General features: G+C 68.2%; 18 protein-coding genes. All 18 read right to left on the bottom strand.

Annotated elements, in window-relative coordinates:
• Positions 1–1,512: HAMP domain-containing methyl-accepting chemotaxis protein (locus tag AC5P6S_RS20125; protein ID WP_495204730.1), on the bottom strand; the 1,512-nt coding region annotated here is incomplete at its 3' end.
• Between the two features lie 370 nt (positions 1,513–1,882).
• Positions 1,883–3,874 (bottom strand): chemotaxis protein CheA, encoded by a 1,992-nt coding sequence (locus AC5P6S_RS20120; RefSeq protein ID WP_005409520.1) that lies wholly within the window; start codon positions 3,872–3,874, stop codon positions 1,883–1,885.
• Between the two features lie 45 nt (positions 3,875–3,919).
• Positions 3,920–4,285: a response regulator gene (locus AC5P6S_RS20115; RefSeq protein ID WP_005409521.1), complete on the bottom strand. Its 366-nt coding sequence runs from the start codon at positions 4,283–4,285 to the stop codon at positions 3,920–3,922.
• A complete protein-coding gene (locus AC5P6S_RS20110) occupies positions 4,282–4,590 on the bottom strand; it encodes an STAS domain-containing protein (protein ID WP_012480094.1) in 309 nt (102 codons plus the stop codon). The genes AC5P6S_RS20115 and AC5P6S_RS20110 overlap by 4 nt, the downstream gene beginning before the upstream one ends.
• Before the next feature lie 286 nt (positions 4,591–4,876).
• Complete coding sequence (locus AC5P6S_RS20105) at positions 4,877–6,091, bottom strand: chemotaxis protein CheW (protein WP_012480095.1); 1,215 nt, start codon at positions 6,089–6,091, stop codon at positions 4,877–4,879.
• Positions 6,088–6,870, bottom strand: coding sequence for a ParA family protein (locus AC5P6S_RS20100; RefSeq protein ID WP_012480096.1), 783 nt, complete (start codon positions 6,868–6,870; stop codon positions 6,088–6,090). Before AC5P6S_RS20100 ends, AC5P6S_RS20105 begins: the two co-directional genes overlap by 4 nt.
• A gap of 4 nt (positions 6,871–6,874) precedes the next feature.
• A complete protein-coding gene (motD, locus tag AC5P6S_RS20095) occupies positions 6,875–7,891 on the bottom strand; it encodes a flagellar motor protein MotD (protein WP_005409526.1) in 1,017 nt (338 codons plus the stop codon).
• 1 nt (position 7,892) lies between these two features.
• Positions 7,893–8,633, bottom strand: coding sequence for a flagellar motor protein (locus tag AC5P6S_RS20090; RefSeq protein WP_014037096.1), 741 nt, complete (start codon positions 8,631–8,633; stop codon positions 7,893–7,895).
• 101 nt (positions 8,634–8,734) lie between these two features.
• Complete coding sequence (locus AC5P6S_RS20085) at positions 8,735–10,564, bottom strand: chemotaxis protein CheA (RefSeq protein WP_495204729.1); 1,830 nt, start codon at positions 10,562–10,564, stop codon at positions 8,735–8,737.
• A gap of 2 nt (positions 10,565–10,566) precedes the next feature.
• A complete protein-coding gene (locus AC5P6S_RS20080; protein ID WP_010482455.1) occupies positions 10,567–11,172 on the bottom strand; it encodes a protein phosphatase CheZ in 606 nt (201 codons plus the stop codon).
• On the bottom strand, positions 11,172–11,564 hold the full coding sequence (gene cheY / locus AC5P6S_RS20075) for a chemotaxis response regulator CheY (RefSeq protein ID WP_005413247.1): 393 nt from the start codon (positions 11,562–11,564) through the stop codon (positions 11,172–11,174). Before cheY ends, AC5P6S_RS20080 begins: the two co-directional genes overlap by 1 nt.
• Positions 11,565–11,621: 57 nt before the next feature.
• Positions 11,622–12,365 carry an RNA polymerase sigma factor FliA gene (locus tag AC5P6S_RS20070; RefSeq protein ID WP_005413248.1) on the bottom strand — a complete coding sequence of 248 codons (744 nt, stop codon included), beginning with the start codon at positions 12,363–12,365 and terminating at the stop codon, positions 11,622–11,624.
• Complete coding sequence (locus AC5P6S_RS20065; RefSeq protein WP_005409532.1) at positions 12,362–13,249, bottom strand: MinD/ParA family ATP-binding protein; 888 nt, start codon at positions 13,247–13,249, stop codon at positions 12,362–12,364. The genes AC5P6S_RS20070 and AC5P6S_RS20065 overlap by 4 nt, the downstream gene beginning before the upstream one ends.
• The gene (gene flhF, locus AC5P6S_RS20060; RefSeq protein ID WP_164173460.1) at positions 13,236–14,858 is read right to left on the bottom strand and encodes a flagellar biosynthesis GTPase FlhF; all 1,623 of its coding nucleotides are present in this window, start codon (positions 14,856–14,858) and stop codon (positions 13,236–13,238) included. Before flhF ends, AC5P6S_RS20065 begins: the two co-directional genes overlap by 14 nt.
• Positions 14,859–15,003: 145 nt before the next feature.
• Complete coding sequence (flhA, locus tag AC5P6S_RS20055; RefSeq protein ID WP_169449112.1) at positions 15,004–17,064, bottom strand: flagellar biosynthesis protein FlhA; 2,061 nt, start codon at positions 17,062–17,064, stop codon at positions 15,004–15,006.
• A 44-nt stretch (positions 17,065–17,108) separates the two neighbouring features.
• On the bottom strand, positions 17,109–18,239 hold the full coding sequence (flhB, locus tag AC5P6S_RS20050; RefSeq protein WP_012480102.1) for a flagellar biosynthesis protein FlhB: 1,131 nt from the start codon (positions 18,237–18,239) through the stop codon (positions 17,109–17,111).
• Positions 18,240–18,323: 84 nt separating this feature from the next.
• Entirely contained in the window at positions 18,324–20,573 is a 2,250-nt protein-coding gene (locus AC5P6S_RS20045) for a CocE/NonD family hydrolase (protein ID WP_274850206.1), read from the bottom strand.
• A 116-nt stretch (positions 20,574–20,689) separates the two neighbouring features.
• Positions 20,690–22,825 carry a putative bifunctional diguanylate cyclase/phosphodiesterase gene (locus tag AC5P6S_RS20040; protein ID WP_005409538.1) on the bottom strand — a complete coding sequence of 712 codons (2,136 nt, stop codon included), beginning with the start codon at positions 22,823–22,825 and terminating at the stop codon, positions 20,690–20,692.
• Positions 22,826–22,918 lie beyond the last annotated feature (93 nt).

Genomic DNA, 22,918 nt, shown 5'->3' with positions numbered 1-22,918 from the left:
GGCCTGGCGGGCGTGCTCGGCGTTCTGGCGCACGGTGGAGGTCAGTTCCTCCATCGAGGCGGCGGTCTCTTCCAGGTTGGCGGCCTGCTGCTCGGTACGGCGCGACAGGTCGCTGTTGCCGGACGCGATCTCGCCAGCGGCCAAGGTGATGCTGGAGGCACTGGCCTGGATCTGGCCGACGATCTGGGTCAGCTGTGCGACGGTGGTGTTGGCGTCGTCACGCATGCGCGCGAACACGCCGTTGAACTGGCCGTCCATGCGTGCGGTCAGGTCGCCGGCGGCGATCGACTGCAGCAGCTGCGAGAGCTGGCCGAGGTTGCCGTCGGCCACCTGCATCATGCTGTTGAGCTGCTCGATCATCACGCGGAAATCGTGATCGAAACGCTGCGCATCACCGCGCTGGCTGAAGTCGCCGGCGGCGGCGGCCGAGGCCAGCTGCTGGATCTGCGTGTTGATGGCCAGCAGGCTGGCCTTGGCCGCGTCCATCGACTCGTGCAGGATCGCGCGGCTGCCGGGCAGGCGGCGGGCGTCCGGGGCGAGGTTGCCGATGGCGTACTGGTTGAGCACTTCAATGGCATCGACGATCGCATCGAGGTGTTCGAAGATCACCGTGTTGATGCCGCTGGCCAGCTGGCCGTAGACGCCCGGGAAGTCTTCCGGAATACGGTGGCTGATGTCCGGGCCGGCATGCATCTGTGCCATCAGCTGGGTCTGTTCGCTGAAGCGGCGCAGCATCGCGGTCATGTCGGCGGTGGCCGCCAGCATGCGGCCAGCCTCGTCCTTGCCGGTGCTCTGGGTGGTGACGCTGAGGTCGCCGCGTGCGACGGCCTGGATGGCGTTCACGGCCTTGCCCAGGGGGCCGGTCACTGCACGTGAGATGACGATGGCCAGCGCAGCGGCCACAAGGGACAGCAGGACGATGCAGCCGATGATGGCGATCATGCTGTTGCGATGGGTGGCGTTGGCGTCGGCGATCTTGCCGTCCATCTGGCCGGCGATGTGGGTGCCCAGCGCCTTCATCGCAGCGAACAGGTCGCGACGCGCCGGGCGCGACTGCTCGTCGGAGATCTGCTGGGCCCGAGCGCCATCACCGGCGGTCACGGCGTCGCGCATCGCCTTGTTGGCGGCGAAGTAGCGGTCCAGCTGTGCGCTGGCCGCGCGATAGAGTTCACGCTCCTTGGCCAGCGCCGGCAGCGCCGAGTACGCGGCCAGCTCGTCATGCACGGCCTTGGCGGTGTCGTCCATGCGCTTGTTGTAGTCGGCGACCTTCTCCGGCTGGTCGAGCATGCTCAGCTGTGCAAGTTCATAGGTGCGGAATTCCCCCAGCTGCGAGCGCGCCTCGCCCAGGTGCTGGACCGAGGGGATGTCGTTGCCAGCCATCTCGCGCAACTGCGCGTTGGCTTCGCTCAGGCGCAGCAGTGCGAAGGCGCCGAGGATCAGGGTCATCAAGGTGGTGAGGGTGAACCCCACGGCCAGCTTGCGGGCGATGGGCAGATCTTGGAACCACTTCATGCAGGGTGCTCCAGGTGGGCAGAGTGCCGGCGTCTGTGCGCCGGTTCGGGGGTGGTTGCAGAGCGAACGGGGGTGCCCGGTGGGGTTCGGTGACGACCGTCATTGCGAAATAACGGCGCCGTCCGCGTGGACTTTATGGACTCAGATCACATTCGGTTGCGTAGGGATGACAGCGCGAAAGCGTTGCAGCGGCGTGCTTTCGCTTGGATGAAGTAATTGCGCCCGCAACCATCATGGCGACGGAGTTCACAGAAGGGATGGGGTCAGAGCTCTTTCCTGCGGAAAGGGATCCGACCCCCTTGGCAGAGCGCGCACAAACAAAAACCGCCGCCCCGAAGGGCGGCGGTCCAGTACACGCATGCGGCGTGGATCAGGCGGCCTGCGGCATCCGCAACGAGCGCACCAGTCCGCCGATGTCGACGATCAACGCGACGCGGCCGTCGCCAAGGATGGTGGCACCGGACACCCCGCCGATACGGCGGTAGTTGTTCTCGATGTTCTTCACCACCACCTGCTGCTGGCCGACCAGTTCATCCACTTCCAGTGCGATCTTCTGGCCATCGCCTTCGACCACGACCACCAGCGATTCACTGCCCGGCGCACGGTTGCCGTAGCCGTAGTACTCGCTCAGCGAGAGGATCGGCAGGTACTCGCCACGTACGCGCAGCACGCGGCCTTCGCCGGCCATGCTGCGAATGTCCTCGGCCTGCGGCTGCAACGCCTCAAGCACATAGGCCAGCGGCAGGATCAGGGTTTCGCCGGCAACGGCCACGGTCATGCCGTCGAGGATGGCCAGGGTCAGCGGCAGGCGGATCAGCGTGCGGGTGCCAGTACCCAGGCTGCTTTCGATCTGGACCTCACCGCCCAGTGCCTGGATGTTGCGGCGAACCACGTCCATGCCGACGCCACGCCCGGACAGGTCGGTGACCGCATCGGCAGTGGAGAAGCCTGGCTGGAAGATCAGGTCCCAGACCTGCGAATCGGTCGGGTTGTCCGGTACGGCCAGGCCGCGTTCGGTGGCCTTGGCCAGGATCTTGGCGCGATCCAGGCCGCGGCCGTCGTCGCTCACTTCAATGACGATATGGCCGCCCTGGTGCGAAGCGGCCAGGGTGATCGTGCCGGTTTCGTCCTTGCCCGCGCCGCGACGCACGTCGGGCATTTCCAGGCCGTGGTCGATCGAGTTGCGCACCAGGTGCACCAGTGGATCGGCGATTTTCTCGATCAGCCCCTTGTCCAGCTCGGTGCCCTCGCCGACGGTGCGCAGGCGCACCTGCTTGCCGAGGCGGCTGGACAGGTCGCGGACCAGGCGCGGGAAGCGGCGGAACACCGCGTCGACCGGCAGCATGCGCACGCCGATCACCGCTTCCTGCAGATCGCGGGTGTTGCGTTCCAGCTGGTCCAGGCCGGCGAACAGGCTCTCGGCGTGGACCGGGTCCAGCGCGTGCGAGACCTGCTTGAGCATGGCCTGGGTGATGACCAGTTCGCCGACCAGGTTGATCAGCGCATCGACCTTGTCGACGCTGACGCGGATCGACGTTTCGGCTTCCTGGGTGGCAGCACCGCCGGCGGCAGGCGCAGCAGGCGCTGCCGGCACGACGGCAGCAGGTGTGGAAGGGGATGCAGCAACGGGCGCCTGGGTTGCCAGGCTCGGCGGCGCGGCCGGACGGATGTCCAGTTCGCAGTCGTCCAGCACCCAGGCGAAGGTGTCTTCGATCTTGCTGCGCGGCACCTTGCCGACCAGGCCCAGGTCCCACGCCAGGTGGGCCTCCAGCGGGTCGAGCTGGGCGAAGCCCGGCAGGCGTTCCATGCGCGCGGCCACCTGCAGCGAGCCGAGGTGTTCCAGTTCGCGGATGATGCGCAACGGGTCGTTGCCGCTCATGAACAGCGAGGGTGCCGGGGTGAACCCGATCTGCCAGGCTTCCGGCGTATCGTCCACCTTGGCTGCGGCAGCGGCCGGCGCGCTCGGTGCGGCCTGGCCGGAGAGAACGGCTTCGAGGCGCGCCTTCACTGCGGCGACCGCAGCGGGGTCTGCGGCCTGGCCATGTTCGGCTTCGCGCAGCAGGGCGCGCAGTACATCCACCGAGGACAGCATGGCATCGACGGCATGGCCTTCCAGGGCCCGCTTGCCGGCACGCAGCTCATCGAGCAGCGTTTCCAGCACGTGGGTCAGGCCGGCGATGGCATCGAAGCCGAAGGTGCCGGCGCCGCCCTTGATCGAGTGGGCGGCGCGGAACACCGAATTGATGATCTCCGCGTCCTGCTGCCCCGATTCCAGGGCCAGCAGGCCAGCCTCCATCGCGTCGAGGCCTTCGCGGCTCTCCTCGAAGAAGGTGGCGTGGAAGCGTTGCAGGTCCATGCTCATGGCAGTGGTGGTCCGGAAGCGAAGAAGGGGAGCGGTGCGGGGCGATCAGCCCAGCACTTTCTGCACGGTGGCGACCAGCTGTTCCGGATTGAACGGCTTGACCAGCCAACCGGTGGCACCGGCGGCCTTGCCTTCGGACTTCTTGTCGGCGGCCGATTCGGTGGTCAGCATCAGCAGCGGGGTGAACTTGTAGTCCGGCAGCTGGCGCAGTTCGCGGATCAGCGCGATGCCGTCCATGTTCGGCATGTTGACGTCGGTGACCACCGCGTTGAAGCGCTGGCCCTTGGCGCGACCCAGCGCGACCGCGCCGTCTTCGGCTTCTTCGACGGCAAAACCGGCCGAGGTGAGGGCGAAGGAAACCATCTGGCGCATCGACGCCGAATCGTCCACCACCAAGATACGTGCGCTCATGCAGCGTTCTCCACAGATTTCAGGTTGTCATGGGTTACGTCCAGGCCCAGGGCCTGGGTGACGCCCAGCAGGCGTGCGGCGTCACGGAAGGTTGCGGTGCAACCGTGGAAGCCGGTGCCCAGGCCTGCATCGCGGCGGGCCTGCACGAATGCACACAGCACCTGCACGGCGGCCGTGTGGATGCGGGCGACCTGGCTTGCATCCAGGGTCAGCTCGCCTGCCTGCGCCACCAGCGGGGCGAGGCGGTTCTTGAGCTCGGTGCTGCTCTCGATGCCGAGATCCTCACCCAGTTCGACAGTGCTCATCGTTGCTCCGGACAAACGGTTCCGTGATCCATAACGGCACCCCGGCGGGGTTCTTTAGAGGAATCGACGCGGTGCGTCGATGCGGTCGCAGCTGAAAAGGGGACGGCGGGGATCAAGTCGCAAGCGACCTGGCTCTACTGCAGCCCCCTCGGCAACGGCGACCGCGCAGTGGGGACGCAAGGTGTTGATCCAACGGATCAACTCCTTGCGTCCCCGACAGGCACCGCTTCGGCGCAAAGCGCCGAGCCACTTGCGACTTAATCCCCTCCGTCCCCTTTTTTCCAGATCAACTCAGCAGCCGTGTGGCGTCCAGCAGGATCATCGGGCGCTGGCTGACCCGGGCGACGCCGCGGAACAGATCATTGGAGATCTGGCAGATGCGGGCGGTATCCGGGGGTTCGATCTGTGAATCGGTGAGGTTGGCGACATCTTCCACTGCCGACACGCGCAGGCCGATGGTCTCGCCGTCCTCTTCCAGCACCACGATGCGGGTCTGGGCATCGTCTTCTGCCGCTGCGGCGCCGAGGTGCAGGCCGAGGTCCATCACCGGCACCACCTGGCCACGCAGGTTCATGATCCCGAGCATCGCCGGTGCCGTGCCACGCAACGGCAGCAGTGGCACCGGCAACACCACTTCCTGCACTTTCAGCAGTTCCAGCGCATAGGCCTGGGTCCCGCAGCGCAGGCGCAGCCAGCGCGAGGTGCGCTCGCCGGCGCGGCGGTTCTGCGGGTGCGGGCTGCTGGCGGGCTGGTGCGCCTGCGCCTGCAGCTCCTGCCAGGTACCGGGACGGTTGGTGGCCGGGGCATCCAGGGCAACGCGGGGCGGCGGCGCGGCGGCAGCACGCGCGACCGGGGCGGGCGCGGGTGCAGCGCGCGGTGCCGGGGGCGCAACCACGGCCGGTGGCGGCGTGGGGACATCCTCGCCACCCGCAGCGGCTTCGAACGCAGCCTGCAGACCGGGGCTGTCAGTGTGGGCGAGCTGATGGCTGTCGGCCGCGTCGGTCTCGTAGATCACTTCGTCGGGCAGGTCGTCCCAGGTGGGCTCCGGGCCGGCCTGGGCCGGGGTCGTCTCGTGGATCACCTCGTCAGGCAGGTCATCCCAGGTCGGTTCGCGCTCGGGAGCGGCGACCGGCATTGCGGCGGCCTCGAAGGCGGCTTCCAGTGCTGCCTCGTCCTGTGCCGGGGCAGCGGCAACAGTGCCCGTCTCATAGATCACTTCGGCGGGCAGATCGTCCCAGGTGGGTTCGCGCTCGGCCGTTGTGGCTGCCTCGAAGGCGGCTTCGAGCGCGGCGTTGTCCACGGCAGGCCCCGCGGCAACGGTGTCGGTTTCGTAGATCACCTCGGCCGGCAGGTCATCCCAGGTCGGCTCGCGTTCCGGTTCCGATGTGCTGTCCGGAGCCGGGGCGGCGCTGTCCGGCGTTGGCAGCACGACGGCCGCCGGGGCGATCGCTTCGCCCAGCAGTTCGTCCAGGTAGTCGTCCAGTACGCCGGTGCTGTTCATGCGGCCTGCTCCAGGGCACGGGCATCCTCAACGAGGATCCAGTTCAGTGCGCGGCGATAGGCGGCCAGGCCGCGGCCCGGGTAGTCCTCACCAACGCTGGGCAGGGTCAGGCCTGCGGCATTGCTGATGCGGGTGTCGATCGGGATGGCGTCTTCCCACACGCGGGTGCCATGGCGATCCTGCATCGTGCGCAGCGACTCGTTGCCGGCGCGGGTGCGGCGGTCGAACAGGGTCGGCAGGATCGAGATCGGCAGCGGGCGGCGGCGCGAGCGCTCGACCATCTCGCCGGTGCGGACCATGCCGTCCAGGCCATGCAGGGCCAGCGGCTCGGCCTGGGTGGGAATGATCAGGCGGTCGGCAGCGGCCAGTGCGTTGATCATCAACAGGCCAAGGGTGGGGGCACAGTCCAGCAGGATGTAGTCGTGCTGGCCCTGGTGACGCGCCAGTGCGTTCTGCAGGGCCAGGCCGAGGCCGGGCTGGTTGGCGCTGCGGCGCTCCAGCGTGGCCAGCGCCGACTGCGCGCAGACGTAGTCCAGGCCGTGGATGCTGCTGGCATGGCACAGGCTGGAAAGATCGGCCGGCGGGGCGCCGAACAGTTCCAGTACGCCGGCCGGCGGCGGATCCACCGGCACGCCGAAGGCGCGGCTGAGCGAGGCATGCGGATCGAGGTCGATCAGCAGCACGCGATGGCCAAGGGCGGCCAGGCCACGGCCGAGGGCGAGGGTGGTGGTGGTCTTGCCGACTCCGCCCTTCTGGTTGGCGACTGCCCAGATGCGCATCGGATTACTCCTTCATTGCCGGGGGAACGGCGGCGCCGACGCGGCTGCCAGCCGGCACCGGCGGCAACTTCACCGGTGCGATGGGGGAGGTGGGGGCGGTAGCCGGAGTTGCGGCGGCCTGTTCGGTGGTGCTGTCGTCGACGGCGCCGGTGGCCGCGTTGAGGCGCTGGCCAAGCGGATCCACCGAATGCGAGGTGTCGGCCAGGATGATGACCATCACCCGGCGGTTGCGGTTGCGCCCCTGCGCGCTGTCGTTCTCTTCGCGCGGACGGAACTGGCCATAGCCAACCATCGCCAGCCGCGATGGCTGCACGCCCTGGTCGGCGAACAGGTGCACCACGCTGGCGGCGCGTCCGGCCGACAGTTCCCAGTTCGAAGGGAAGGTGGCGGTGGCGATCGGCACGTTGTCGGTATGGCCTTCCACGCGCACGCTGTTGGGCACGTCGCGCAGCACCTCGGCCAGGCTGGCCAGCGTCTGCCGTGCATGCACGTCCAGCGCGGCCGAGCCGGTGGGGAACAGGATGTCGCTGTTGATCTCCACTTCGATCCACAACTCGGTGCGGCGCACGCTGATCATGCCGCGGTCGATCAGCGGCGCCAGTGCGGCGGTGAGGCGGTCGGCGATGCTGTTGAGCTGGCGCTCGGCACGGGCGATCTGCTCCTGGTTGTGCACGGAGACCGGCATGCGCATCTGCGAGGCCATCGACGGCAGCAGGGTCGGGTCGTGCGACGGCGCGGGCGCGGAGGGGCCGATCTTGGTGCCGGACTTGATCACCGAGGGGCTGTCCCAGCCGCCACCCTGCACCTGCTTGTTACCCACCTGCACCGGATTGATGGTGCGCGGTGCGCCGCCGAAGGCATCGGTGAGCGCGTCGGCCATGATCCGGTACTTGCCCTCGTTGACCGAGGAGATCGCGTACATGACCACGAAGAAGGCGAGCAGCAACGTCATCAGGTCGGCATAGGGGATCGCCCATGCTTCATGGTTGGCGTGCTCTTCGTGGTGCTTGCGGCGGGCCATGTCAGTGCAGGAAGCCGGAGAGGTTGGTTTCGATGTTGCGCGGGTTCTCGCCCTGGGCGATCGAAATCAGGCCTTCAATGACCATTTCGCGGTCGCGGGTGTTGTGCGAGATCACGCTCTTGAGCTTGGCGGAGATCGGCAGGAACAGCAGATTGGCCGAGGCGATGCCGTAGATGGTGGCGGTGAACGCGGCGGCGATGCCGTGGCCGAGTTTGCTCGGGTCGGCCAGGTTCTTCATCACCGCGATCAGGCCGAGCACGGCACCGATGATGCCGAGCGTGGGCGCGTAGATGCCCATCGCTTCGAAGACCTTGGCACCGGCCTGGTCCTGGTGCTCCTGGCTGCCCAGTTCGATCTCCAGCATGTGACGCATCGATTCGGGTTCAACGCCGTCCACCAGCAGCTGCAGGCCCTTGCGCAGGAACGGGTCCTGCTGCGCTTCCACCTGCGATTCCAGGCCCAGCAGGCCCTGGCGGCGGGCGATGTTGCTCCACTCGACGATCTGCTGGATCAGTTCGCGGCGATCGCTGTGCGGCGGGCGCACGACCCAGCGCACGATCTTGAACGCATGCTTGAACACCGCCGGCGAGGTGTGAAGCAGGATCGCGGCAACGGTACCGACGATGACGATCACGAACGCCGCAGGCGACCACAGCGACGCCAGGCCGGCGCCCTTGAGGATGCTGCCACCGACCAGCGAGGCCAGGGCGAGAAAGAGTCCAATGAGGCTGAGTCTATCCATGGTTCCGGTATCGGCTTGTATGAATGGGACTTGAGACACCGGGAGAATGCGTACAGACGGTAGTCACAGTATTCGGGTCGCCGGGCCTTGCCCGGCGGCGTTCAGCGTATGCCGTCCACGTCCAGGATCAGTGCCATGCGACCATCGCCGATCAACGTTGCACCGGCATAACCGCGCAGGCCGCGCAGGGCTTTTGGCAGTGGCTTGATGACCACTTCCTCGCGCCCGCGCACCTGGTCCACGACCAGGCCGAAGCGCGCTTCGCCGGCCTGCAGCACCACGATGGTCAGCAGGGTTGACGCGGCCGGCGTCACATCCAGCCACTGGCGCAGGTCGACCAGCGGCAGGGTGTGCGAGCGGCGATCAAGCACGGCGCGGCCATCGAACCAGCCCAGCGAGGTGCGCGGCGCGTGCAGCACTTCCATCACGCGTGCCAGCGGTAGCGCGTAGACGTCCTCGCCGGCCTGCACCAGCAGGGTCGGCAGGATCGCGAGGGTGAGCGGCACGCGGATCAGGAAGCGGCTGCCACGACCCAGTTCCGACTGGATCTGGATCTGGCCGCTCAGTTCGCGGATGCGCGACTGCACCACGTCCATGCCGACGCCACGGCCGGAGATGTCGGTGACCTGCTGCTTGGTCGAGAAGCCGGGCAGGAACACCAGGTGCAGGCATTCCTCGCTGCTCAGGCGGGCGGCGGCTTCCGGATCGATCAGGCCTTTCTCACGCGCCTTCGCGCGCAGCTTCTCCGGGTCGATGCCGGCGCCATCGTCCTGCACCTCGATGCTGACGTAGTCGCCTTCCTGCTGCGCCGACAGGCGTACATGGCCCATCCGCGGCTTGCCTTGTGCTTCGCGCAGGTCGGGCATTTCCACGCCATGGTCGATGGCGTTGCGGACCAGGTGCACCAGCGGATCGGCCAGTGCTTCGACCAGGTTGCGGTCGAGTTCGGTTTCGGCGCCGACCAGCTCCAGGTCCACTTCCTTCTTCAGCGAGCGGGCGACGTCGCGGGCGACCTTGGGGAAGCGCGAGAACACCTTGCCCACCGGCTGCATGCGGGTACGCATCACCGCCGACTGCAGGCGGGCAGTGGCGATGTCCAGCGTCGATACGGCGCGGTCCAGCTCCTCGTCGCGCAGGCGTGCACGCAGGGTCTTCAGGCGGTTGCGGGAAAGCACCAGTTCGCCGATCAGGTTGACGATCGCATCCAGGCGCTTGGTGTCCACGCGCACGGTGTGCTCGGCCTCGGCCATCGGCTTGGCCGCCGGCTTGGCGGCGGGCGCCGGTACGGGCGCTGGGCGCGGTGCAGCGGCAGATGCCGCCGCGACGGTGGCAGCAGGCTTCGCGCCTGGCGCAGCGCCGCCGTGCAGCTGGTCCAGCAGCGCTTCGAACTCGTCTTCGCTGATCAGGCCGTCGTCGGCCTTCCTGGCCGGCGCGACCGCGGTCGGTGCGTTGCCGCCATGCAGCTGGTCCAGCAGGGCCTCGAATTCGTCGTCGGTGATCAGGTCGCTGCCAGCTGCCGCAGGGGCGGCCGCAGCGACCGGCGCGGCAGTGCCACCGTTCATGTCGAACTGCGCGATCAGGTCCGGCGGCGCATAACCCGGCTCGGTGCCGGAGGACACGGCGTCCAGCATCGACTGCAGGTAGTCCAGCGATTGCTGGGCGGCGTCGAAGTGGTGGGCCTGCAGCACCGCCTGCCCGGCACGCGCGATGCCCAGGGCCTCTTCAGCGGCGTGGCACAGCTCGACCATCGCAGTGACGCCAAGGAAGCCGGCACCGCCCTTGAGCGTGTGGTATCCACGGAACACCGCGTTGAGCTGCTCGGTGTCCTGCGGTGCCTGCTCCAGCGACACCAGCTGTTCGCCCAGGCGATCCAGGATTTCCTGTGCCTCGATGATGAAATCGGCAGTGATGTCGTCGGATACCGCGCTCATGCTTACAGCCCCAGATCCGACAACAGGTCGTCGGCGTCGTTCTGCGAGACCGCGTGGCGGTCCAGTCCCTTCAGTGCCGGCCCGGCCAGTTCCGGGTCGGTGCGATGCTGTTCCGGCGGCAGGCCGAGTGCGCCGAAGCCCTCGTGCACGCGGCGGACGATGCCGACCACGCGACGGATGATCTGCCCGGTCAGGTCCTGGTAGCTCTGGGTCAGGGCGATCTCGGTCAGGTTGTGGCGGATGCGCTCGAGCTGCGCGTCCTGGCCCGGCTGCAGGCCTTCAGCACGCAGCTGTTCGGTCAGGCTGCGGCATTCCTCGGCCAGGTCCAGGGTACGGTGCGTGGCCTGTTCGGTCATGGCCACCACGTGGTCCAGGCGTGCGCAGGCGTCGTCCAGCTCACCGGCCTCGCTGGGCACGGTCGGCAGCTCACCCAGTGCCTGCCCCAGCTCGCGGGCCAGCCGCGAGAGGCCGCTCATCATCGGCTGCGTTCGCAGCGCGACCAGTCCGTCGATGCGCTGCCGCCAGGCGGCCTCGTCACCGGACTCGAGTGCGTCCAGGGCTTCCTGCAGGCGCAGGGCGAGGGCGCTCTTGTCGACCGTGGTATCCATCAGGCGCTGGCCGCCAAGCGTTCGAAGATCTTGCCGAGCTTCTCTTCCAGCGTCTGCGCAGTGAACGGCTTGATGATGTAGCCGTTCACGCCGTTCTGGGCGGCTTCGATGATCTGTTCGCGCTTGGCTTCGGCGGTGACCATCAGCACTGGCAGGGTCTTCAGCTTGGCATCGGCACGGATCGCCTTCAGCAGCTCGATGCCGGTCATCACCGGCATGTTCCAGTCGGTGACCACGAAATCGAACGGCTGGCTCTGCAGCAGCGACAGCGCGGCATGCCCGTCCTCGGCTTCGGCGGTATTGGTGAAGCCCAGATCGCCCAGCAGGTTCTTGACGATCCGACGCATGGTCGAGAAGTCATCGACGATCAGGATGCGCATGTTCTTGTTCAAAGCAGAGTTCCTTTGTTGTTCATTCCGGGCGGCCGGGGGCAGCCGCCTCGGGCATGTTCATTCTTCCAGGCCGGCGTCCGCCGCCTCGAAAATCTTGAGCCGGCCACGCAGGCGCAGCACCGCCTGGCCGTGGATCTGGCAGACCCGCGACTCGCTCACGCCGAGCACCGCGCCGATCTCCTTCAGGTTCAGTTCCTGCTCGTAGTAGAGCGAGAGCACCAGCTGTTCGCGCTCGGGCAGGTGGCCGATGGCCTTGCCCAGCTCGCGGCCGAACTCACCACGCTCCAGTACCTGCTGCGGGGTCGGGCCGCCCTGGGCGACGGTGTCCAGCTCGCCCTGGTCCTCGATGCGCGACTCCAGGCTCAGCACCTGGCCACGGGCGGCGTCTTCCATCAACCGCAGGTATTCGGGCAGCGGCATCTCCATCGCTGCGGCCACTTCGGTGGCGCTGGCGGCGCGGCCGCTGCTCTGTTCCAGGCGGCGGATGGTGGCGGCGGCATCGCGTGCACGGCGGTGCACCGAGCGCGGCACCCAGTCGCCACGGCGGATCTCGTCGATCATCGAACCGCGGATGCGGATCGAGGCATAGGTCTCGAACGAGGCGCCCTGGTCGGCGTCGTAGCTGCGCGACGCTTCGATCAGGCCCATCATGCCGGCCTGGATCAGGTCGTCCACTTCAACGCTGGCCGGCAACCGCGCGGCCAGGTGGTGGGCGATGCGCCGCACCAGGTCCGAATGCTGGGCGATGACCTCGTTGGCCGCCGAGCGCTGGACTTCCCTGTACTGGGCTGCGCCTTTCATGCGGCCACCCCGCGCTGCTTGAGGATGCGCTCGAGGAAGAACTCGACGCCGCCACGCGGTTCGGTCGGCGCCTGCCAGCGTGCGGTGCGACGCGCGATCTCGGTGATCGCCAGCGCGGCCGGGCTGGACGGGTAGGCCTTCACCACCGGCTGCTGGCGCTGCACCGACAGGCGCAGCCAGTCGTCCTGCGGCACGCAGCCCAGGTAGTTCAGCGAGACATCGGCGAGGAACTTCTCGCACACGCGGGTCAGCTTTTCGTACAGCACGCGGCCCTCGTTGGGGTCGCGCACCATGTTGGCCACTACCTGGATGCGGTCCACGCCGCGTTCGCGCGACAGCACCTTGATCAGCGCGTAGGCGTCGGTGATCGAGGCCGGCTCGTCACAGACCACCACCACGGTGTCCTGCGCGGCCTGGCAGAAGGTCAGCACGCCGTCGGTGATGCCTGCGGCGGTGTCCACCACCATGATGTCCAGTTCGCGTTCCAGCTCGGAGAACACGTTGACCAGGCCGACGTGCTCGGCCGGGGCCAGCTCGGCCATGTGCCGGCGGCCGGACGCGGCCGGCACCACCAGCACGCCGTTCGGGCCTTCGACGATGACGTCGTCCAGCGAGCAGCGGCCGGCGACCAGGTCGGCCAGCGTGAAGGTCGGGTTCAGCCCCAGGATCACGTCGATGTTGGCCAGGCCCAGGTCGGCGTCCAGCAGCAGCGTGCGCTTGCCCATGCCGGCCAGTGCCACCGCCAGGTTGGCGGACACATTCGTCTTGCCCACGCCGCCCTTGCCGCCAGTGACGGCAATGGTGCGCACAGGGCCGAGCGGCTCGCTGCGGGTGGCCGACAGCGGGAAGGTCTTGGTCAGCTTGGCGTACTCACGCGACGGCATGGTTCAACTCCGGGTTGCAGGGCATATCGGCCGCGCGGCGCAAATCTTCAAGGCGAAGTACGAGATTGGCCGCACTGGCCCGGTGCAGGTCCTCCGGAACGTCCTGGCCATCGGTCACCCAGGTGATCGGGAGGGCGTGGTCCACGGCCACTGACAGGGCGTTGCCGAAGCGGCCGGTCTCGTCCAGCTTGCTCAGCACCAGGCCCTGCAGGTTGGCGGCGCCGAAGCGGCGGACCACCTCGTCCATGTCGCCGAAGCTGGTGTTGGCCGGCAGCACCAGCAGGGTGCGTACCTGGCGGGCGGCGCGCAGCCACTGCAGCTGCGCGGCCAGCGCGCGGTCGCGCGGGCCCAGGCCGGCGGTGTCGATCAGCACCAGCTTGTAGTCCTTCAGGCGTTCCAGCAGCTGGTCCAGGTCGGTGCCGCTGTTGGCCTCGTGCACCGCGATGCCGAGCTGGCGGCCGTAGCCGTACAGCTGCTCGCGGGCGCCGATGCGGGTGGTGTCGGTGGTCACCAGGGCCACATCGCGCGGCGCATGCTTCTCGGCGAAGCGCGAGGCCAGCTTGGCGATGGTGGTGGTCTTGCCGGCGCCGGTCGGGCCGACCAGGGCGATCACGCCGCCTTCTTCCAGCGGGTCGACCGGGGCGATCGGCAGCTTGCGCGAGATCAGCCCCAGCATCAGGCCGCGGCCACGATGGGCTTCGGTCTCCAGCGGGATCTGCATGGCCACGTCGCGGGCCAGCCCGGCGTCGAAACCGTACTCGTCCATCAGGTCCAGCGCGGTGGCGCGCACCGGGCTGCCACGCAGGCGCTCGTCGGTGAAGCGGTTCATCTCGCGCTCGATCACCTGGCGCATGCCGGCCACTTCCTGGCGCAGCTGGCGGATCTCGGCGTCGTCCTGGGCAACCACGGTCAGCGTCGGTGCCGGGGCCAGCATGGGGGCCGGGCTGGCTTCGCCGGCGGCTTCGAGCGCTGCCGTTTCGCTGGCGGCGATGTCAGGCTGGACATCGGCCATGGCAGCGCCCGGCAGCGGCGGCGGCTGCACGGCGGGGGGCACGCTTTCGTGATGCGTGTCGTGCGGCGGGTCGATCTGGAAGCGGGCGCGGTTGGCCGGCGCGGTGACGGCCGGGCCCGGTGCGACGATGGCCTCGGCGAACGGGGCGAAGATCTGTTCGGGCAGCGCCGGTTCGTTGACGGCGGCGCGCGCCAGGGTGGCTGCGAAGCCGGTGCTGCCGCGGGTCGGCACGATCTCGTCGGCGCTGTCCAAGGTGCGGCCGGTGGCACCCACGGCCGCACGGGCGAGGGCGGCCACGGCCGAGGTGGTGGCGGCCACCGGCTCCGGCGCCGGGGCAGCGCTGCGGCGGCGGGTGACCGCGGCGATCACCGCGTCAGCAGCGGTGCGCGGCTTGGGAGCCGGCGGCGGTGCGACATCACGGCGCGAGGCTTCCAGTGCACGCTGCACGGCGCTCTCGTCGTAGTTGGCCGCGGCGACGATCTCGACGCCTTCCTCGATCCGGCGGTTGGACAGGATCACGGCGTCAGGACCATGTTCCTTGCGCACCAGGTTCATGGCCGAGCGCATGTCGGCGGCGACGAATCGTTTGATTTTCATGCTGTGGTCACGGGACGAAGACGGCGGGGTGGCGGTCGGAGAACTCGGGTGGTCGGTGGTCTGCACGGTGCGGGTTCCCCTTGGTATCTGTCTGTTGCGTTGGTTCGAAGGTGGTGTCTGTTTTCTGGCGCATCGGTGGGCGGCGTCAGCTGATCGTTCCGACCAGCTTCAGGCGCTTGTCCTCCGGCACCTCGCTGTAGGCCAGGACCGACAACGACGGAACGCTGTGGCGGACCAGGCGCGCCAGCGCGGCGCGCACCGGGCCCGGTACCAGCACGACCGCCGGCTCGTTTCGCGCTTCCTGCTTGCTGACACATTCGGCCAGGCTCTGGTGCAGTCGCTCTGCGAGTCCGGGTTCCAGCGCGGCGCCGTTGCCCTGCGTGGACTCCTGCAAGACACGTTCCAATTGCGGGTTGAGGGTGAACACCGGCAGCTCCGCCGACATTCCGGCGATCTCCTGCACGATGAAGCGGCCCAGCGCGGTGCGCACGGCAGCGGTCAGCACCGCCGGGTCCTGGCTGCTGGGCGCGTGTTCGACCAGCGCTTCGGCGATCTTGCGCAGCTGTCGGATCGGGATGCGCTCGACCAGCAGGTTCTGCAGCACGCGCACCACTGCCGACAGCGGCAGCGCCTTCGGCGTCAGATCTTCGACGAGCTTGGGCGCGCTCTTGGCCAGGTTGGCCAGCAGGTGCTGCACTTCCTCGTGGCCGAGCAGTTCCGGCGCATGTTCGCGGATCAGGTGCGAGAGGTGGGTGGCCACCACGGTGGCCGGGTCGACCACGGTGTAGCCCAGCGTTTCAGCCTGGGCACGCTGGTGCGGCTGGATCCAGGTGGCATCCAGGCCGAACGCGGGATCCTTGCCGGCAATGCCCTCCAGGGTGCCCAGCGCGCTGCCCGGGTCCAGCGCCAGTTCGCGGTCCGGGTGGATCTCGGCGGTGGCCACTGGCACGCCATGCACCAGCACGCGGTAGCCGTTGGCCGGCAGTTCCAGGTTGTCGCGGATGTGCACCGAGGGAATCAGGAAGCCGACGTCCTGGGTCAGCTTGCGGCGCACGCCCTTGATGCGCGCCATCAGTTCGCCGCCCTGGTTGCTGTCCACCAGCGGGATCAGCCGGTAGCCGACCTCAAGGCCCAGCGGATCGACCGGGCGCAGCTCGTCCCAGCTCAGTTCGGCGGTCGGCGCAGGTGCCGCCGGGCGGCCGAGTGCGTTGAGTGCGGCCGCGTCATTGCCGGCGGCTGCCGGGTCGGTGGCTGCGGCCTTGCCCTTGCGGTAGACCTTCCAGGCGATGAAGCCGAGGATAGCGGCCAGCGTCAGGAAAGCGACGTTGGGCATGCCCGGCACCAGGCCGACCACGCCGATGATGCCGGCGGTGATCGCCAGCGCGCGGTACTGGCCGAACACCTGGCCGGTCATCGCCTGGGCCATGTCCTGCGAGCGCGAGGCGCGGGTCACCAGCATCGCCACCGCGCTGGAGACCAGCAGGGCCGGCAGCTGCGCCACCAGGCCGTCACCGATGGACAGCAGGGTGTAGGTGGCAGCGGCTTCGCCGAACGGCATGCCATGCTGCAACACGCCCACGGCCAGGCCGCCGAGCATGTTGATGAACAGGATCAGGATGCCGGCGATGGCGTCACCGCGGATGAACTTGCTGGCGCCGTCCATCGCGCCGTAGAAGTCGGCTTCCTCGCGCACTTCCTCGCGGCGCAGCTTGGCTTCTTCACGCGTCAGCAAACCGGCGTTGAGGTCGGCGTCGATCGCCATCTGCTTGCCGGGCATCGCGTCGAGGATGAAGCGCGCGGTCACTTCCGAAACGCGGCCGGCGCCCTTGGTGATGACCACGAAGTTGATGATGGTCAGGATCGCGAACACCACGATGCCGACCGCATAGTTGCCGCCGATCACGAATTCGCCGAAGGCGGCGATGACCTTGCCGGCGGCGTCGTGGCCGTTCTGGCCGTTGAGCAGGATCACGCGGGTGGAGGCCACGTTCAGCGCCAGCCGCAGCATGGTGGTGATCAGCAGCACGATCGGGAAGATGGTGAAGTCCAGCGGGCGCTTCACGTAGACCACCGCCAGCAGCACCATCAGCGAGATGGCGATGTTGAAGGTGAACAGCGCATCGAGCACCGGCGCGGCCAGCGGCACCACGACCATGGCCAGCAGGGCCAGCACGATCAGCGGCGCGCCAAGGCCCTGGCGGATCATTTCCAGGGCACGGCGGGTGTTGAAGCCGGCGGAGGGCTGGGCGCTCACGGGCGGCCCCCCTTGCCGAATTCATCCACCTGGATGTGCGGGGCGTCCGGCATCGGGCCAGTGCGCCAGGCGCGCAGCTGGTAGACGTAGGACAGGACCTGGGCGACGGCCGAATACAGTCTCACGGGGATTTCCTTTCCGAGTTGGCCTTCCCGATACAAGGCGCGTGCCAAAGGCGGGGCGGAGACGATCGCGACCTTGTTGCCGTCGGCGACCTCACGGATGCGCAGGGCGGTTTCGTCCACGCCCAGGGCGACCACGGTGGGAGCATTCATGGTCCCACCCTCGTACTTCAGGGCCACCGCGTAGTGCGTCGGGTTGACCACCACCACGTCGGCGGTGGGTACCGCTTCCATCATCCGACGGTTGGCCATCTGCTGCTGCAGCTGGCGGATGCGGCCCTTCACCTCGGGGCTGCCCTCGCTCTCCTTCATTTCCCGGCGCAGCTCTTCACGGGTCATCTTCAGCTTGCGCATCCAGTTCCAGCGCTGGTAGGGCGCATCGATGGCGGCCAGCACCAGCATCGCGCCGGCGGTGGCCAGCAGCAGGCGCAGGGTGAAGCCCAGGCCATCGGTGATGGCGGTTTCCAGCGGGTGGTGGATCAGCCCGCGCAGGGTGTCGAAGCCGGTCCAGACCACCAGCCCTGCGGCGACGCCGACGAAGGCCACGCGCAGCAGCGATTTGGTGAATTCGGCAATCGCCTCCGGGCCATACAGGCGCTTGAGCCCGCTCATCGGGTTCATGCGGTTGATGTCGGGCAGCAACGCCTTCTGCGACCAGCGCAGGCCGCCCATCACCAACGGGGCGACGAAGCTGGCCAGCAGGCAGACCAGCACCAGCGGTGCGATCACCAGCATGAACTGCAGCAGCAGGTCGCCGAAGTGGCCGAACAGTTCCTTCGGGTTCTGCCGCAGGCCCTGTTCCGGGCTGAGCGCGTGCTTCATCCAGGCACTGGCGCCACGGCCGATCGAGCCGCTCATGGCCATCACCGCCAGCACGCCGGCACCGAACACGGCGGCGGTGCCAAGTTCGCGCGAGCGCGGCAGGTTGCCTTGTTCACGGGCGTCGCGCAGGCGTTTTTCGGTAGGTTGTTCGGTCTTTTCGCCGGCGGATTCGTTCTCGGACATCACGGGCACTGCGGCAGGGGATGCCGGGGTGCGTGCAAGAAGTGTTCCGTGATGGGCCGTTGCCTATCCACGCATGGTATGGATCTACTGTAGGGAGTCGCTGGCGGGGCGCAGGGGAATCGTCAGAACACTGTCGCTGTGCCAATCCACCTGCAGCGGGGTGCCCCCATCAGCGGCCGATTCGTCGCTGACATCGCGGCCGCTGCCGTGGTTGACCTGGTGCATGGCGTCCTTCAGCACATCCACCTTCACCAGCAGGCGGCTGCCGGCAGCCAGGCGGCGGGCGACCATGCGCGTGCGATCGAAGGGCAGGTGGGTCCATTGGCCGGGCTGCAGCAACTGGCGCGTACCCGGGTCACGCACGTGGCTGGCCCGGCCCATGTAATAGGACAGCTGCATCCGGTGTCCATCGGCCATCAGCTCGTACAGGGTGACGGTGAAATCGAAGTCGCGCTTGTTGATCCGTACCTTCAGGTCTCCGGAGAAGCTGCCTACCAGGTCCATGGGGCCGGTGAAGGGTTCCGAGACATAGGCCAGCGCGGTGTCGGCTTCATCCTGTGCTGCGACGATGGGGAACGGGTAGTAGCCGTGCCGCATTTCGTTGCGGTCGGCCATGTTCACGGTCTGCCCCAGCTGGCCCGGCGCTGGCGGCTGTTCCTGCAGGCGGTGGTAGCCATCGGGCGAAGCGGGTGCAGCCGACAGGTGGTAGCGGCGGTGGGCACCCGCGGCGGCGTCCAGTGTTGCCGCATGCCCCCAGCGATTGGCGCCCATCAGCTGGTAGTTCACGCGGTCAGGCACCAGCGCCGGGCGCGGCGCGCCGCGCAGCACATGGTCCAGCCACTGGAAGGTCAGTGCGGGCGTGTCGAACTGCGCGACGGCGTCCAGGTCGTATCCACGCAGCTGCATCGGCTTGAGCGCCGACTGCGCACCGCGATGGTCGTAGGGGCCGATCAGCAGCGCATGGTCGGCATCGGGGCGGTGCCGGAGGTGCTCCTTGAAGTACTGCAGCGCCGAGATCTGGCCATCGTCGTAGTACCCGGTGATGGTCAGTACCGGGATGCGGATGTCGTCGAACTGGTCGCCATAGGGAACCATCGACTGCCAGTAGGCGTCGTACGTCGGGTGATCGAGCCAGCGCTGCAGCCAGGGGTTGGGCGTGCCGTCGATCTGGTCGATCTGCCGGTAAGGGCGGCCGGAGGCATACCAGCGGCGGGGCAGCTGTGACCAGCGTTCGTTCTGGTTGTAGGTGTCGTTGTCCAGCATCGGGTCATTGGCCACATAGAACGCCCAACCGTAGTTGGCACTCAGGAACACGTTGTTCTCCATCGGCAGGCCCTGGCCGGGGATGGCGGCAACGTAGGGCACGATGGTCTTCAATGCGGGATGGTGATGGCGCGCCGCCGCCCAGGCAGTAAAGCCCTCGTAGCTGCCGCCATACATGGCCACCCGGCCATCGCTCCATGGCTGGCGGCTGATCCAGTCGATGGCCGCGTTGGCGTCCGCGCCGTCATGCTCGTAGGGGGCGATGGTGCCGCTGCCCTGGCCCTTGCCGCGCGCATCGACCACGATGCCGGCGTAGCCATGCGCGGCGGCCAGCAGCATCTTCTGCCGGTTCTTGGGTGGATCGGTGTAGATGGTGAACAGCATGGCCGCAGGCAGGGGCACCGATGCGGCGCGAGGGCGGGCCAGCTGCGCCGACAGCACGACGCCATCGCCAACGGGGATGCGCAATGCGTCGTCGATGGCGAAGCGGCGCTGCTCTTCCGCCACGACCAGCGGAGGGGCCAGGGCAGCGGCCAGGGTCTGCGCACGCAGTACCGCCCGCAGGCGCAGCAGTTCCAGGGCGACAGCCTCGGCAATGGTCGTCGCCCCCGCCTGTGCCGCGACGGCCTGCTCCAGCTGGGCGCGCACCGGGGCTGGCTCAACCGAGAGTGCGGCACCGGCCTGCACCGCGGCAACGTCGTCGAGGGCGGCGAAGGTGGCGTGGAAGGCGCGCGCATACTCCGCTGCGTCCTGCTCGCCGGCGGTGACGAGCAGCAGCATCGGTACCCAGCGTTGCACTGCTGCGGTATCACCTTCGCTTGCCAGCGATGCGCGTGCCTGCTGGATCGATCGCCGCGCTTCGGCCGTCTGGCCCGCCGCCACCAACGCGTGGCCGCGCTGTACATCGGTCAGGTCGGGCGACTTCAGCACGCCCTTGCCAAGGGCCTGCAGGGCAGCGTCGACCTGGGCCGGGGAAGCATCGGCTGGCAATGACCACGGCAGATCAGCGGCAGCAGCGTGGCCAACAGCAAGGGCCAGCAACAGGCCAGCAAGGGGGGTACGTAGGGCCACGGACGCTTCCTGGGATGACGGTGGAACGGCGCATCCGCGCGTGGCGTGGATCTACCGAAGGCCAACCAATGGTAGCGCCGGGCCGTGCCCGGCGGGAGCCGAGCGCAGGCTCGGCGCTACCGGGGCGCGTTGTCGCTGGGCGGTGGGCTCTGCGCCAGTTCCACCCGCGGCCGGGGCAGGTCGTGCAGCTGCATGAAGCGCGCCGCATCGACCGGCCGTCCCAGCAGGTAGCCCTGCAGGTAGTCGCAGCCCAGGCGCTCCAGGTAGGCGCGCTGGGCGGCGGTCTCCACGCCCTCGGCGACGATGTCCATGTCCAGCGCATGGCCCAGCGCCACGATCGCCGAGACGATCACCACGTCCTCTGCACTGTGTTCCAGGTCGCGCACGAACGCATGGTCGATCTTGATCTCGGTGGCTGGCAGCCGCTTCAGGTACAGCAGGCTGGAATAGCCGGTGCCGAAGTCATCGATGGAGATGCCTACGCCCAGCGCCGACAGCGCCTGCAGCAGGCGCAGGCTGGTGTCGGTATCGCGCATCACCGTGCTTTCGGTGATTTCCAGCACCAGGTGGCGCGGGGCGATGTTGTGGCGTTCGATCACCGCGCGCACATCCTGCAGCAGGTGCGGCGAACTGAACTGCACCGGCGACAGGTTCACCGACATCGACCAGCCTTCGTGACCGGCATCGTGCCAGCGCCGCAGCTGCAGGCAGGCCTGGTCCAGCGCCCAGCGCCCGATCTCGTTGATCGCACCACTGCGCTCGGCCAGGCGGATGAACCGATCGGGCGGAATCAGGCCATGCTCCGGATGGTGCCAGCGGATCAACGCTTCGGCACCGGCCACCTTCTGCGTGGCCACGCGGATCTTGGGCTGGTAGTGCAGGAACAGCTGCTCGCTGCCGATGGCCCGGCGCAGGTCGGCCAGCAGCCGGAACTGTTGTTCGGCGCTGTCATTCATCCAGTCGGCGAACAGCACGAAGGCGTTGCGCCCGGATTCCTTGGCCTGGTACATCGCCGCGTCGGCAAAGGCCATCAGCTGCCGCTCGCTGGCGGCGTGATCCGGGCAGATCGCCACGCCGATGCTGGCGGTTACCTGCAGTTCGTTGTCCGGCAGCAACGGCCCACTGCCGACCGCCTGCAGGATGCGCCGGGCGAGGGTTGGCAGATCCTCATCGTGCTCGATGCGCACCACCAGCACGAACTCATCGCCGCCCAGGCGCGCCAGCATGTCATGCGGGCGCAGCAGCTGGCGGGTGCGCTCGGCCACCGCCACCAGCAATGCGTCACCCGCCTGGTGGCCATAGGCATCGTTGACCTGCTTGAAGCCGTCCAGGTCCATGAACATCACCGCGAAGCGGCTGCCGCCCTGTTCGGCCTCGGCCAGTGCCTGCACGATGCGGCGCTGCAACAGCAGGCGGTTGGGCAGGCGGGTGAGCGGATCATGCAGCGCGGCCTGGGTCAGCTCCTGCTGCGCATCGGTCAACGAAGTGCTCAGCATGGAGTTGCGCAGCCGCAGCAGCTGCGCCTCCACCCGCTGGTCCAGCCAGGACACCACCAGCACCACCGCGAGGATCGCGACCGTCAGCACCACTACCAGCATCGCCAGCCACTCGTTCTGCAGGCCATCGCCGACCGCCGCGCCGCAGATGCTGCCTTCCGGAAAGCGTGCGGCGGCCATGCCGGTGTAGTGCATGCCAACGATGGCCAGCCCGAGCAGGCCAGCGGCTGCCAGCCGGTCGCCGACACGGGTGCGCTGCGCGCGCAGGCGGAAGGCCACATACAACGCAGTCCATGAGGCGGCGACCGCCACGATCAGCGAGAACAGCAGCCAGCCCGGGTCATAGTCGATGCCGGGTTGCATGCGCATCGCCGCCATGCCGACGTAGTGCATGCCGGCAATGCCGGTACCCATCAGCAATGCCCCGCCGGCCAGGCGTGGGTGCGGCAGGGTGCGCAGCGAAACCAGCCACAGCGCGAACACCGATGAGGCGATGGCCAGGGCCAGGGAGAGCAGGGTGATCGGCAGGTCGTAGCCGAGCGGAATGGGCAGGTCGAAGGCGAGCATGCCGATGAAGTGCATCGACCAGATACCCAGGCCCATGGCGAAGCCACCACCGAGGCGCCACCACCAGGCCGCGCCCTTGCCGGGTGCGGTGACGGTGCGCCCGGCCATCGCCAGCGCGGTGTACGAAGCCATCACGGCAACCAGCAACGAGATCGCCACCAGCCACGGGTTGTACGTGCCTACCAGCATTCGTCAGTCTCCCGGACCTGCGTGTCGACGGAAACCACGGTGGGGCATGCATGAGGCAGGCCGACGCAGGGCGGCGGCCACGTGCGGCATCCC

This window comes from Stenotrophomonas sp. YJH_SMC_119, from assembly GCF_059368315.1.
This window is presented reverse-complemented; position numbering and strand designations above follow the sequence as displayed.